The sequence below is a fragment of the Corallococcus sp. AB032C genome (genome assembly GCF_003668935.1).
Lineage (GTDB): Bacteria > Myxococcota > Myxococcia > Myxococcales > Myxococcaceae > Corallococcus > Corallococcus exiguus.
Map to the genome: position 1 here is coordinate 1 of NZ_RAWP01000176.1, position 12,048 is coordinate 12,048.

General features: G+C 71.3%; 11 protein-coding genes. 6 read left to right on the top strand and 5 right to left on the bottom strand.

Features of this window, described 5'->3' with window-relative positions; all coding sequences use genetic code 11:
* A partial coding sequence (locus tag D7X99_RS43015) for a hypothetical protein (RefSeq protein ID WP_158627148.1) occupies nucleotides 1-310 on the top strand: 310 nt, incomplete at its 5' end.
* Nucleotides 311-316: 6 nt separating this feature from the next.
* Here D7X99_RS43015 and D7X99_RS39840 read toward each other — a convergent pair.
* The gene (locus D7X99_RS39840; protein WP_121782308.1) at nucleotides 317-1,345 is read right to left on the bottom strand and encodes a serine hydrolase; all 1,029 of its coding nucleotides are present in this window, start codon (nucleotides 1,343-1,345) and stop codon (nucleotides 317-319) included.
* Between the two features lie 90 nt (nucleotides 1,346-1,435).
* Between D7X99_RS39840 and D7X99_RS39845 the strand changes: the two genes are divergently transcribed.
* Together D7X99_RS39845 and D7X99_RS39850 are read left to right on the top strand one after the other, a co-directional pair.
* The gene (locus D7X99_RS39845; protein ID WP_233614133.1) at nucleotides 1,436-2,959 is read left to right on the top strand and encodes a hypothetical protein; all 1,524 of its coding nucleotides are present in this window, start codon (nucleotides 1,436-1,438) and stop codon (nucleotides 2,957-2,959) included.
* A 66-nt stretch (nucleotides 2,960-3,025) separates the two neighbouring features.
* Nucleotides 3,026-3,430: a hypothetical protein gene (locus tag D7X99_RS39850; RefSeq protein WP_121782309.1), complete on the top strand. Its 405-nt coding sequence runs from the start codon at nucleotides 3,026-3,028 to the stop codon at nucleotides 3,428-3,430.
* 4 nt (nucleotides 3,431-3,434) lie between these two features.
* On the opposite strand, the gene D7X99_RS39855 is transcribed toward D7X99_RS39850, so the two are convergent.
* From D7X99_RS39855 to D7X99_RS39870, 4 genes are all read right to left on the bottom strand, one after another.
* A complete protein-coding gene (locus D7X99_RS39855; RefSeq protein WP_121782310.1) occupies nucleotides 3,435-4,661 on the bottom strand; it encodes a hypothetical protein in 1,227 nt (408 codons plus the stop codon).
* Between the two features lie 45 nt (nucleotides 4,662-4,706).
* Nucleotides 4,707-5,549, bottom strand: coding sequence for a helix-turn-helix transcriptional regulator (locus D7X99_RS44590; RefSeq protein ID WP_121782311.1), 843 nt, complete (start codon nucleotides 5,547-5,549; stop codon nucleotides 4,707-4,709).
* Nucleotides 5,550-5,626: 77 nt separating this feature from the next.
* On the bottom strand, nucleotides 5,627-6,493 hold the full coding sequence (locus tag D7X99_RS39865) for a hypothetical protein (RefSeq protein WP_121782312.1): 867 nt from the start codon (nucleotides 6,491-6,493) through the stop codon (nucleotides 5,627-5,629).
* Nucleotides 6,494-6,519: 26 nt separating this feature from the next.
* A complete protein-coding gene (locus tag D7X99_RS39870) occupies nucleotides 6,520-7,473 on the bottom strand; it encodes a GNAT family N-acetyltransferase (RefSeq protein ID WP_121782313.1) in 954 nt (317 codons plus the stop codon).
* A 249-nt stretch (nucleotides 7,474-7,722) separates the two neighbouring features.
* On the opposite strand from D7X99_RS39870, the gene D7X99_RS39875 reads away from it, so the two are divergent.
* The 3 genes from D7X99_RS39875 to D7X99_RS39885 all read left to right on the top strand — a co-directional run.
* Entirely contained in the window at nucleotides 7,723-8,844 is a 1,122-nt protein-coding gene (locus D7X99_RS39875) for a polysaccharide export protein (protein WP_121782314.1), read from the top strand.
* On the top strand, nucleotides 8,841-11,045 hold the full coding sequence (locus D7X99_RS44595; protein ID WP_121782315.1) for a polysaccharide biosynthesis tyrosine autokinase: 2,205 nt from the start codon (nucleotides 8,841-8,843) through the stop codon (nucleotides 11,043-11,045). The genes D7X99_RS39875 and D7X99_RS44595 overlap by 4 nt, the downstream gene beginning before the upstream one ends.
* A gap of 22 nt (nucleotides 11,046-11,067) precedes the next feature.
* Nucleotides 11,068-12,048, top strand: a 981-nt coding sequence (locus D7X99_RS39885) for an O-antigen ligase family protein (protein WP_121782316.1), incomplete at its 3' end; no start/stop codon positions are given.

Genomic DNA, 12,048 nt, shown 5'->3' on the forward strand with positions numbered 1-12,048 from the left:
GCCCGCGCGCACCGCCGACCCGCAGTACCTCATCCTGACCGGCGGCTCGCCCTTCCTGCGCGCCATCGGCTCCGTGCGCCGCCCGGACGGTGAAACCCTGCCGGGCTTCGCCAACCTGGCCGTGACCAAGATGTCCGCGGCCCCGCTGCCCACCGAGCCGGGCTCGTACGAGTTCCGCTTCCAGGCCAGCAACGGCACCGGCGACTTCAAGCTCGCACAGCGCAGCGAGACCGGCGCTCCACGCAACGTGCGCGACTTCGAGATGGCGTCCTCGGGCGGCTTCCAGCTCTACCGCTTCACCATTCCCTGAAGCCCCTCACGGCGGCAGGAACCGCGACATCAACGCGAACCCCGGCGCCTCCAGGGGCACGCGCCCCCGCAGCGCGGAGAACAGCGACCAGCCGTGGTCCGCGAGGATGACCACGGCCGCGTCCGCCGCGATGCTGAGCCCCATGAAGCCCACGTAGCCCCCCATCACCGACGAGCGCCACACCACGTCCTTCCCTCGCACCTGGGAGACATTCCATCCCAGGCCGCGCTGGAAGGACCCGGCCTTCACCCGAGGCGCCTGCATCCGGTACAGGGCCTTCGTGAAGGATGTCTCGCCCCGCCCCAGGTTCGTCTCCAGGAAGCGCATCACGTCCCCCACCGTGGAGTGCATCGCACCACCGCCCGGGAGCGCCGGGAAGGTCCACGGCGGCACGGGCTTGCCTCGCGCGGTGTGGCCCTGCAACAGGCGCGGGGCCAGCTCCTCCGTGACGCGCGCCGTGGTGTCCAGGAGCCCCATGGGCTTGCAGAGCACGTCCCGCATCAGGTGCCCGTAGTTCAGCGCCATGCGCCGGGAGAGCGCGTGGCCGAGCACGCCCATCCCCAGGAAGGACTCGGACGACGGGTGCGGCGGCGGCTGCCGGGGGTGGTAGTTGCGCAGGAACTCGCCGAACAGGCTCGCGGAGTAGTGCCCGAACGGGTCGTCCGGATTCGCGGGCGCCGCGCCCAGGTTCGGCGGCAGGTGCGGCAACCCGGAGGTGTGCGTCGCCAGCTGCTCCAGCGTGATGCGCTGCGCGACCTCGTCGTTCAGGAGCGACGTGGGAATCAGGTTCGCCAGGGGCTCGTCGAGCCGCACGTCCCCCCGCTCCGCCATCACCGACAGGAGCGCCGCAGTGAAGACCTCCGTGAGCGCCCCCAGGGAGAAGAGGGCGTCCGTGGCCGGAGGCGTCCCCTTGCCCCGGAGCCCCTCGACGTGCAGCGCGCCCCGCCACGTCATCGCCGCGCACACGGAGGCCGTCGGGTAGCCGCGCAGGTAGGACCGCAGCTCGGCGTGGAGGAGGTCGGAAGGGTTCGACATGGAGTGGCGCTTTACGGGCCCGCCGCCCGGTGAAGCAAGCCTTCCGGAAGCGGTTCTGTCAGGCATCACCGTGCGAGGGCGCTCACGGGCGTGCCGGAGCGCGGCCACCTCCGGCTGCTGTACCGGGGCTGGATGCTCACGGAGGAGGAGTACACAGAGCTCGACGAGGCCGTGCGCGCCCTGGGACACCGGCTGGTGACGACGCCTGCGCAGTACGCCGCCGCGCACCCTAGTCCCCTCGGTGGGGAGACAGGCCTCGTCCACGAGGAGCCGGTGCTACCGTGCGCGGCCATGAAGGACTCTGTCCGTGCACACCGGGGGCTGCGCCACCGCATCGCCACCCTCCTCCTCGTGGGACTCACCGCGTGCGGCGGCTGCCAGAAGACGGACGCCGAGCGCGCCGCGAAGGAACGCGCGGAGATTGATCAACGCCTCCGTGACTCCGTCGCGCTCGTGCCCTACCGCGCGCTCAAGCTCACCGTGCGCGCGGACGGGGACCCCAAGGCCCCGGAGGAGGTGGCCCTCCTCTGGAAGGCCCTGGCTGAAACGCGCGCGTTGCCGGACAAGCCACTCACCGACGAAGCGACGCGCGCGGCGGCCCGCACGTACCTGGACCTGGGTATCGCCTTCTACAAGGCGCGCAAGACGCTCCAGACGCGCGACGAGGATGAGTTCCCCCTGCTGTGGAACCGGTGGGCCTCCGGCGAGGCCCTGCCCCTGCCGTCCTACGACGCGGGCCAGGAGCACGCCTATCTCGCCGCGGTCCTGCTGGCGCTGGACGCCGCGGAGAAGTCCGACCGCATCCCTGCCACGGAGCTCGCCTTCTACGAACTGTCGCGCGCCACGCCCACCCCTGAATGGCCCGCGCCCCTGCGCGCGGCGGTGCAGGCGAGCCGGGGCGTCGCCTTCTGCCAGGCGGGCTACCACTACGCCGCCGAGGAGGAGCTGACCGCCTTCCTTACCGAGGCGGAGCGCATTCCACCCGAAGACTTCCCCGCCCTCCAGCACAGCACGCCCGCGCAGTCGCGGGAGGCGGCGCTCGCGGCCGGGCACTTCCTGCGCGCCTGGAACCGCATGGGCCTGAAGCGCGAACGCGCCGCCGAGGACGACATCGAGCAAGGGCTGCGCTCGCTCCAGACGCTAGGCGTGGAGAACGAGCTGACGTGGTGGGGCTGGGCCTTCATCCACACCCGCCGCGGACGCTACGAAGAGGCGGCGGCGTCCCTGGACAAGCTCGCGGCCAGCCCCTACCTGGAGGAGACAGAACGGCGCGAGGTGCACGACAACGCGGAGGCCCTGCGCAAGCACGGGGACAGCCTGCCGCTGTTCCAGCAGACCCGCGCGACGGTGCTCCTGGGCCGGACGCTGCTGGCGCGCGCAGGAGGCCTGGAGCACGTGCTCACCGTGCTGCTGGGCCCGGAGCGGGCGAAGCAGCTCTACGCCCCGCTCGTCTGGATGGACCGCGTGCGCCAGCGCACGGCGGCGCTCTCCCCGGAGCAGGTGGCCCAGGGCGCGGGCGAGACGCTCGACCGCGCGCGTGAAGCGGGCAACCGCGGCTGGAAGGCCCTCCAGGAGCGCCTGGACAAGACCACCGCCCAGGACACCCCGCCGTGATGCCGGCGTGAATCGCAGGACTCTTCCGGTATATTGCGTTTTCCAACTTAAACCCGGAGGAGTCTGATGAAGCGTTTCCTGTTTGTCGCGATGGCGGTGCTGGGCCTGCAGACGGTGGCGTGTGGTGGCCCGATGGAGGCGGAGGAAGCGCTCCAGCCCCAGGAAGGGTCCGAGGTCACGGCCATGGCCGTCTGCACGGCGGCGTGTCCTGGCGGGACGTCGGTGTCCTGCTCGGGCAACCACTGTGAGGCCGTGGAGGGCCAGGCGGTGATGTGCGACGGCCAGTGGAAGGACTGTCCCTCGCCGACGACCGTGTCCTTCTTCTGCGAGTCGACCAACACGGCCGTGAGCTGCACGGGCTTCAACGCCTACACGCTGCAGCCCCTGAGCTCCAAGGTGTGCGGCGGCGTGTCGTGCAACGGCGTGGACACGTACTGCCCGGCCTTCACCGACGCGCGCGAGTGCTTCTGAGTCGTCACGGAGCCGCCGCTTCGCCCAGCGCCTTCACGGGGTAGTGCCCCGGGGAGGCGCGGAAGCGGCGCTCCAACCCGCCGGGCTCGAGCACGCCGCGTTCGAACAGGCCCAGCAGGAAGGCCTCGTACGTCCCCGCGCGTGAAGGGCCCGCGCGCTTCAGCTCCTCGTAGAGCACGAAGGCCAGGACGTGCAGGCCGTCGTCGTGGTCGCGGAAGAACTCCGCCCCCGTGAGCGTCCGGCCCTCCCGGTTGCGCAGCAGGCCCTCCCGCTCGCTGACGTAGACGTCGATGGCCTCCGCGCAGTCCTCCTCCGTCAGGCCGCGCGCCGTGGTGTAGCCGAACGCGGGGTCATGCTCGCGCACCAGCCGCTGGAAGTAGGGGTCCGCCTCCAGCGCGGACAGCTTCGCGTCCAGTTCGCCCTCGCGCGTGAACGGCGGATGCAGCAGCTCATGCACCGCCGTCTTCACGGTGACGTCCGCGGGATAGGTCGCGTCCGTGAGGAAGTTCCACCCCGTCACCCGGATGCCGTGCGGCTTCGCGAACTTCAGGACGTGCGCGCTCAACGCCGCCACCTGGAGCTCCCTGCCCAGCACCGCTTCGTCCCAGCCCACCACGTCGTGCGGCGCCACCTTCGCCGCCAGCCCCGCGATGGCCTGCTCCACCTGCGGCAGGTACTCCGCCCGCCAGATGCGGGGGAACTCCACGCGCTCCAGGAACGCCAGCAGGACACCCAGGTCCCCCCGCACGTCCTCCATCTCCGCGAAGCCGTCCTCCTTCCCATACGACGTGGCCAGGAAGTCCGCGCGCATCCGGCTCCACGCGGCATCGTCCGCCACCGTCGCCGCCAGGCCCTCCACCGTGGTGGCCCCTGTCACGGAGAAGACCAGCGTCAGGAACGGCCCCACCATCTTGCCGCCCTGCTTCGCCATCCGCTCGGTGAGGTGCGCGAGCGCGGCCTGCTCCCGAGCCCCCAGCAGCGCGGAGAAGCGCTGGAACTCCGCCGGATGGAAGCGCGTGTAGAACGCGTCGCCGCGAAGCAGGTTCAACAGGCACAGCGCGTCGTACGACTCCGACGGACGCAGCACCCACTGCGTGCGTCCGGAGTCCACGCGGCGCGCGGCCAGCTCCGGAGCCGCCGGGACGGGACGGGAACCCGCGCAGGCGGTCCACATCAGCGCCGAACACAGGAGCGCCACGGCGCGGCGGAAGGAATGCGATGGCAGGGTCATGGCCGGGAGATAGGACCGCCCGTGCCCTGCCGTCTTGGACGAAACCTACCGCGTGGAACCGGATGCATGTCCCGCCAGCCGCCGGTACTCCGCCGGGGTGAGGTGCAGGCGGCGGCGGAACTCGCGCGTCAGGTGGCTCTGGTCGCAGTAGCCCGCGTCGAGCGCGATGTCGCCCAGGGGCCGCTCCGTCTCGCGCAGCGCCCTGCCCGCGCGCTCCAGCCGCGACCGGCGCAGGTACTCCGCCGGGCTGCACCGCCAGGCCTGGCGGAAGGCCCGCCCCAACCGCTGCGGGCTCACCCCCGCCTCCCGCGCCAACGCCGCGAGCGTGGGCGGAGGCCCTCGCACCGCGTCCAACAACTCCCGGACGCGCCCCAGCCACGCCGGAGGGCCCGAAGTCCGCACCGGCGCCGACGCGCGCACCGCCTCCGCCAGCATCTCCAGCGTCAGCCCTTCGATGGCCAGCGCCGCCACGTCATCCGCGCGCCGGAACTCCTGGTACACGCGCGCCCCCAGCGTGGCCAGCCGCACCGACGTCAGGTCCACCCGCGGATCCAACCGCGCGGCGAGCGCGCTCCGCGACCGCCAGGACGCCTCCGAGAAGTCGATGTTGAAGGTGCGCGTGCGCACGTCCCGGATGCGCTGCGCGTGCTCCAGCCCGGGCGCCTGGAAGGCGACCGACCGGGCCACGCACTCCCGCGCGCGGCCCTCCACCACGTCCGTGAAGCCCCCCTCCAGCGTGAGCCGGAAGCCCGCGTGCCGGTGTCCATGGGACGGCAACCGGACGCCCGGTGCATACGTGCTCTCCGTGAGCACCAGCCCCTCCACCTCCACGCGCTGGAGGGGCGTGCCCAGGTAACGGCCGAAGTCGAGGACGGGTGCGGAGCTCACACCCCCTTTTTCGCACCGGCCAGGGGTCCCATTGCATCCCCGGGCGCCGATTCCGCTCCGGCGCCAGCGGCCCGGCTTCAGGCCTGCCCCGTCAGCCGGTAGTACGCGTGCGGGCGGCGCCAGCGGATGAAGGCGCGCGCCAGCGGGTTCATGCCCCAATGGATGGGCACCGGGTCCACGACGAAGCCCAGCTCGTCCTTGAACTGCTCCAACTGGGCCGCCTCACGGGCATGCAGTCCGCCCACCAGCGTCCGGGCCCCCAGCCGGCGGCAGAGCTGCGCGAACTCGTAGATGAGGCCGGTGGAGATGTTCGTCGGCAGCGCCCACGTCGCGTAGTAGGCGCTGAAGCCATACGCGACGCCGTCCACGATGTAGCCGTCCAGGTAGCCGCCCAGCTTGTCGTCCACCATCCCCGCCAGCACGCACCAGTGGTCGGACGCGAAGTACTGCCGCAGGCCCTTGAGGTACTCGTCCAGCGTGGGGATCTTCTTGTGCTGCGTGCGCGTCAGCGCGTCCCGCACCACGGGATAGCCCTGCTCCAGCAGCAGCGACGGCCCCGTGAGCTGGACGATGCGCACCGTGCGCTGACACTTGCGCAGCTTGCTGCGCCGGTTCGAGTTCAACCGGCCCATGTCATAGGTGTCCAGGTCCTTCAGCCGCACCACGGGCACCTTGCCGGTGGCGACGTTCGCCGTCTCCGGTGTCAGCGCCGCGCGGTAGCCCCAGGCCAGCGGCGTGGGCGGCGTGGCCTCGTCCGGCGTCAGCCGCGCCAGCAGGTGCACCGGCTGGAAGAAGCCGGGCGCCCCCGACTGCTCCCAGTAGTGCCCCCGGTGGGAGATGACGCGAACGCCCTCTTCTCGCCGGCGCTCGGCGAGCTCCCGCTCCGTGAGACACGTGAAGCGGGCCTCCGCGACATCGCGGAGCTGGGGAAGTGACAGGACCATGGGAACCTCTCCGGCACACAAAGACGTCAGGAACGGGGCGCGCGGTAGGCGGGGAAGAAGTCCTCGCCCGCATGCCCCTGGGACAGCTGTGCGTATGCCTCCAGGTCGCAGATGAGGTCGTGCGTGTAGAATTGGGACATCGCGTTGGCGAAGCCGCGCTTGAACCGCTCGATGCCGTCACCCGGCCGGACGCCGCCGCCCAGGTGGACGGAGGCATCCAGCTTCTCCGCCAGCTCCACCATCACCGGGAACTCGTTCTTCGCCGGTGAGTGCACCAGGTACGCGTCCGCCGTGCCGCCAATGAAGTTGTGCAGAAGCCCGTCGCTCAGCACCACCAGCGCGGAGGAGGCCACCGCCCCGTCCGGCGCGCGCGTCGTCACCAGCCACGCGAAGGGACAGGTGAAGACCTCCTCGAACCAGGCCTCGCTGAAGTAGTACCGCTCCCCGGCCTGGTTGCGGTCCATGGTCTGCCGGTAGATGGACTTGAGCGCCTCGCGCTGCTCCTGCGTGGAGTCCTTCACCGGCACCGCCGCGCTGGCGTAGCCGCGCCGGGCGTTGCGGCGGATGTCCGCGCCGTGGTCGCTGCGGAACTTCACCGGAAGCTTCGGGTCGATGAGACACACCTCCGTGCGCAGCCGGCCGCCCGCGAAGCAGTACGGCCCGCCAATGCGGTCGCGCAGGAAGATGCTGACCAGCTCCGTGCCCCGCCAGTCGATGCCGTCCACCGGCACCTCGGAGAGGCCGTTCAACTCCGCCCCGGGAAACCCATATGGAGAAACCGCGTCCCGGTAGTGCGTCCCTTCGATGGGCCGCACGATGAGCGGCACCCGCATGGCCCGCCCCTCCCCATCCTCTACGATGAGGCTGTGCGTCACCTCTTCCGCGCGCAGGTGCTGCTCGGAACGGAAGTAGTCAGACGAAACGGCGCGTTGGCCTCCGTCAGGGACGAGGACGGCTCTCCACGGTGCCACTGGATTCATGGGTGTTCCCCCGGGCGGAAACGAGCGGGCCCGACAGCGCCCGAGACAGCCTGAGGGTATGTGAATGGAACCGGGGTCCGTCACCGCCCCCCGGGGTGCAGCGCGGATGTCCTGATTCCAGCGCTTCGCGCCACTCCAGCCCCCCAGGGCAGGGCATGTGTCACCTCGCCAGCGGGGCGTAGCGTCTTCCAGACATTTGGCATTGTTCGGGCTTACGCTCGCACGCTTCCTTCGGAAGATTGCCCGCCCATGAAACACGTCTTGCTGTTGGCCGCGGTGTCTTGCCTGAGCGCATGCGCCTGGGGCCCGGGAATGCACATGGACGAGGATGCCTTCCGGGAGCGCTATGCGGGAAAGGCAGACGCCGGCGCGGACGGCGCCTACGAAATCCTCCCCATCGACGCGTCCCTCATCAGCCACCAGCTGGAAGAGCGCCGGCAGGCGCGGCCCGCCCCCCTGGTGGATCCGCTGGCGCGGGTGGCCACGGACTATGACTACCGGGTGACGCCACACGACGTGCTGAGCGTCATCGTCTGGGACCACCCGGAGCTCACCATCCCCGCCGGCGAGTTCCGCCCCGCGGAGGCGGTCGGCAATCCCGTGGCGGCGGACGGGACCATGTTCTACCCCCACGTGGGCAACCTCCCCGTGGCGGGCAAGACGCTGCGGGAGATCCGGGAGCTGCTCACGCAGCGGCTGGCGAACGTCATCGAGAAGCCCCAGCTGGACGTGCGCGTGGTGGGCTTCCGAGGCCAGAAGGTCCAGGTGACGGGCGAGGTGGTGGCCCCCGGCACCCTGCCTGTCACCGACGTGCCCCTGCGCGTGCAGGACGCCATCGCCCAGGCGAAGGGCTTCTCCACGGAGGCGGACCTGCGCACCGTCACCCTCAGCCGGGGCGGCACCACCTTCACGCTCGACCTGCAGGCCCTCTACGAACAGGGGGACGTGAGCCAGAACTGGCTGCTCCAGGACGGCGACATCGTCAACGTGGCGGACCGCAGCCGCAACAAGGTCTTCGTGCTGGGAGAGGTCCGAAAACCGTCCTCGCGCGTGATGGTGAAGGGACGGATGACGCTGGCGGAGGCCATCGGCGACACCGAGGGCTTCGACCCGCTCACCTCCAACCCGGGCCGCGTGTATGTCATCCGCGGCAGCTTCGAGCGTCCCTTCATCTTCAAGCTGGATGCCAAGTCGCCGGACGCGCTGCTGCTGGCGACACAGTTCCAATTACAACCTCGCGACGTCGTCTTCGTCTCCGCGCACGACTTGACGCGCTGGAATCGCATCATCCAGCAAATCCAGCCAACAGTTCAGCTGCTCTGGCAGGCAGTGGATATCGGAGACAGAACCATCATCATCGACAACCCATGACGAGCACCCCCGAACGCGTGACGCCGCCCCGCCCAGGCCCCGGCACGCAGGATGATGAGTTGGGATTGGGCAGATACCTGGCCATCCTGGGGGAGCGCCGCGGCACCATCGCGGCGTCCGTCGCCCTGGCCCTGGCCCTGGGCGTGCTGTACCTGCTCACCACGACGCCGGTGTACCGGGCCAATGCCATCCTGCGCATCGAGCAGAAGAGCAGCAGCCTGGGACAGCTGGACGAGCTGATTCCAGACGTGCCCAGCCAGGCGGCCCCTGAGATGGAGGTCCTGGGCTCCAGGGCCCTCTTGGGGCGCGTGGCGGACGCGCTGCACCTGGGCGTGAGCGTGGAGCCCCGCTACTTCCCGGTGGTGGGCGCGGCCCATGCCCGGGCGCACCCGGGCCCGGACCTGGCGGCGGTGCCGTGGTGGGGCGGGGCCTCGTACGCCTGGGGCGGGGAGACGCTCCAGGTGGAGCGGCTGAACGTGCCCGCGGAGTGGGAGGACCTGCCGCTCACGCTCGTGGCGGGCGCGGACGGCGCGTACACGCTGTGGGGCCCCGAGGGGCGCGTCGTGCTCAACGGCGCCGTGGGCACCGGCGCCCAGACGGAGGCGCGCGCGCCGCACGAGGTGGAGCTGTTCGTCACCGAGCTGCACGCCCGGCCGGGGACGCGCTTCCAGGTGATGCGCCGCTCGAAGCTCGCGGTGGTGGAGGAGCTGCAGCGCACGCTGCGCATGGGGGAGAAGGGCGCCGGCACGGGCGTGCTCAACCTGACCCTGGACGGGCCCGACCCGGTGCTGGCCACCACCACGCTCCAGGCCATCGCGGACACGTACGTGCGCTCCAACGTGGAGCGCCGCAGCGACGACGCGGGCCGCACGCTGTCGTTCCTGGACAGCCAGCTGCCCGGCCTGCGCCAGGGCCTGGAGCAGGCGGAGGCCGCGCTGCGCGACTACCGCGCCGGCAAGGGTGGCGTGGACCTGGGGCTGGAGGTGCAGGCCGTCCTCAACCGGAGCGCGGACCTGGACAAGGACATCTCCACGCTCGCGATGGAGCGCTCGGAGCTGCGCCAGCGCTTCACCGAGCACCACCCGCTGCTCCTGGCCACGGAGCGCAAGCTGGCGCGCCTGCGCACGGAGCGCACCGCGCTGGACACCCGGCTCAAGGGCATCCCGGACGCGGAGCGGGTGTCCGCCCAGCTCACGCGCGACGTGAAGGTGGCCAACGAGCTCTACCTCCAGCTGAACAACAAGGCCCAGGAATACCGGGTGCTCAAGTCGAGCACCATCACCAACGCGCGCATCATCGACGTGCCCGTGGTCACGCGCCTGCCCGTGCGCCCCGCGAAGCCGGACGTGTTCGCGGTCAGCGTCGTGCTGGGGCTCGCGTTCGGCGTCGCGCTGGCCTTCGCGCGCAAGTCGCTGCACCCGGGCGTCACCGACCCCGCGGCCCTGGAGTCCGCGCTCGCGGTGCCCGTCCTCGCCAGCGTCCCCACCGGTCCCCGCCGCGCGACGTCCCCCCGCAGCCCCTCCATCATCCTGGCGCGCAGCATCCCCCGGGACGTCACCGTGGAGTGCGTGCGCGGCCTCAGGACGCGGCTCCAGCGGGCCATGAAGGAGGCGGGCAGCCACGTCGTCGCCGTCACCGGGACGAGCCCCGGCGCGGGCACGTCCTTCGTCGCCCTCAACCTGGCGTGGGTGCTGGCGGAGACGGGCCAGCGCGTGCTGCTGGTGGACGCGAACCTGCGCGGCGGCTGGCTGCACCGGTGCTTCCGCGAGGCGCACCTCCCTGGCCTCCATGAGGTGCTGCGGGGCACCGCGACGCTGGAGCAGTCGCTGCTCCAGGAGGCCGCGCCCGGCCTGTCGTTCCTGGGCGCGGGCGCGCTTCCTCCGGACCCGGCGGAGCTGTTGGCCAGCGCGTCGTTCGACACGTTCGTGGCGCGCGTGGCGGCCGAGTACGACGTCGTCCTCTTCGACACGCCCTGCATCCTCGCGGTGACGGACGCGGCGCTCGTGGGCCGGCACGCGGGCGTGCGGCTCGCCGTGGTGCGCGCGGCGGCCCAGTCCCTGCGCGAGGTGGCCACCGCGCTGCACCAACTGGAGCAGAGCGGCGTCCCGGCCCGGGGCGTGGTCCTCAACGGCGTGCCGCGCTCCCGGACGGGCCGCGCGGTGAGCGGCGTCTACCAATACGAATACCCCTCCGCGAACTGAAGCCCCACCGGGAGATCGCACCGTGAGCTGGATTCGCTGCACAGGACTGGGCTTCATCGCGGCCCTCTACATGCTCGCGGGCCGCTGGGGCATGCACCGGCTGGCCGCCGCGGAGGTGGAGACGAACCTGTTCCTGGAGCTGCGGCTCTGGATCGTCATCTGCGGAGGGGTGTTCGCCGCGGTGGGGCTGCTGCACCGCGCCCGGCGCGAGGCCCGTCCCGGCGAGTCGCGCTTCGACCCGCCGCTCATCGCGGCCATGCTGGCCTTCCTGGGCTACATGGCCGCCAGCGCCACCTGGTCGCCCGACTTCGACTTCTCGTTGACCAAGGTCTACGACGTCATGCTCGTGGCGGTGATGTGCGTGGGCTTCGCGCTGGCCTGCTTGCGCCAGCCCGCGCCCCGGACGCTGGACACGTTCTGGGCCATCGTCGTGGTGGCCACGGGGCTGCTCGCCATCGCCGGCATCAAGCAATTGCTGGCGGGCGGCGGTGGCGCGCGGCTCGCGGTGATGAACGGCGGGCCCAACATCTTCGCGCGGCTCATGGGGCTCTTGACCATGGGCGCGCTCTACTTCTGGTACTGGCGGGGCCAGACGTGGCTGTGGATTCCGGTGGCAGCCAGCGGCGTCATGCTGACGCTGCTCACGGGCTCGCGCGGCGGGTCCGTCGCCATCATCGCGGGCATCACCGCCTGCCTCGTGGTGGGGCGCGTGCCGGTGCGCCGGCTGCTGCTCCTGACGCTGCTGGCGACGGTGGCCATCACCGTGGTGGCCATGTTCTCCCCGCTGGGAGAGGCGCTCAGCAACTCCTTCCAGGAGCGCTTCCTGCGCCTCACCCTCAACTACGAGGTGGGCGCGGGCGGCGCGGGCAGCAGCGAAGGCAAGGTGTACCTGTCCGGGCGGGAGGTCCTCTACGAGCGGGCCATCCAGCTGGGAAAGGACTACCCGGTGGCGGGGGCGGGGCTGGCGGCGTTCCCCGCGCTGCGCCTGGGCGTCTACCCGCAC

Bases quoted from the DNA above. Each gene is read 5' to 3' on its own strand.
- D7X99_RS39850 (WP_121782309.1), top strand. From the start codon at position 3,026: ATGAAGCGTTTCCTGTTTGTCGCGATGGCGGTGCTGGGCCTGCAGACG.
- D7X99_RS39855 (WP_121782310.1), bottom strand. From the start codon at position 4,661: ATGACCCTGCCATCGCATTCCTTCCGCCGCGCCGTGGCGCTCCTGTGT.
- D7X99_RS39865 (WP_121782312.1), bottom strand. From the start codon at position 6,493: ATGGTCCTGTCACTTCCCCAGCTCCGCGATGTCGCGGAGGCCCGCTTC.
- D7X99_RS39870 (WP_121782313.1), bottom strand. From the start codon at position 7,473: ATGAATCCAGTGGCACCGTGGAGAGCCGTCCTCGTCCCTGACGGAGGC.
- D7X99_RS44595 (WP_121782315.1), top strand. From the start codon at position 8,841: ATGACGAGCACCCCCGAACGCGTGACGCCGCCCCGCCCAGGCCCCGGC.
- D7X99_RS39840 (WP_121782308.1), bottom strand. From the start codon at position 1,345: ATGTCGAACCCTTCCGACCTCCTCCACGCCGAGCTGCGGTCCTACCTG.
- D7X99_RS39875 (WP_121782314.1), top strand. From the start codon at position 7,723: ATGAAACACGTCTTGCTGTTGGCCGCGGTGTCTTGCCTGAGCGCATGC.